The 486-nt window shown below is 57.0% G+C and carries 2 protein-coding genes; both read right to left on the bottom strand.

Annotation, left to right across the window (positions count from 1 at the left end):
- Positions 1–21 precede the first annotated feature (21 nt).
- Positions 22–228 carry a hypothetical protein gene (locus AC1RPR_RS08230; protein ID WP_281116311.1) on the bottom strand — a complete coding sequence of 69 codons (207 nt, stop codon included), beginning with the start codon at positions 226–228 and terminating at the stop codon, positions 22–24.
- On the bottom strand, positions 225–486 hold a 262-nt coding region (locus tag AC1RPR_RS08225; protein WP_481763470.1), incomplete at its 5' end, for a hypothetical protein. The genes AC1RPR_RS08225 and AC1RPR_RS08230, both read right to left, overlap by 4 nt.

Below are 486 nucleotides of genomic sequence, written 5' to 3'. Positions count from 1 at the left end.
CTTCCACCCAGTCATCGAATTTCATTCGTCCTCCCCATCAAGGCTCTCGTACCTGCGTTCCAACCGGTCCAGCGCCGAGCACCAGTCCGGCCCAAGTGCCTGACGTGTGCCATAGTCGTTGACGGCGGCCAGTAGCGTGAGCGCCGTATCCAAATCCGCAGCAAACTGGCGTTCAAATCCAAAGTTCAATGCAAATTCACGTTTTCCCACCCACGCACTCGGAATCATAGACGCGGCTCCAACGTGAACAACGCATGGGCCACGCGCCGTACGATCGCGTCCGTCGCGAACAGTTGGTACTCACCAGCCTTGTGCACCTCAGCAACATCCGGATCAGGACTGTCACTTCGGTCTACGCTTTGGCCCACGATCATAGCCTCGTGGTAAGTGTCGCTGCGTGTGAGGGCCCAGACATAACCGTTATGGAAAAACAGCTCACCCACTTCGAGGTCCGCGATGTACGTCGGGAACCGCTTTTGTTCCTGA

It is taken from the genome of Dellaglioa sp. CoH-57-MRSF-22 (genome assembly GCF_056781895.1).
The sequence above is the reverse complement of the archived record's forward strand: the minus strand, read 5'-3'. Positions and strand labels throughout refer to the sequence as shown.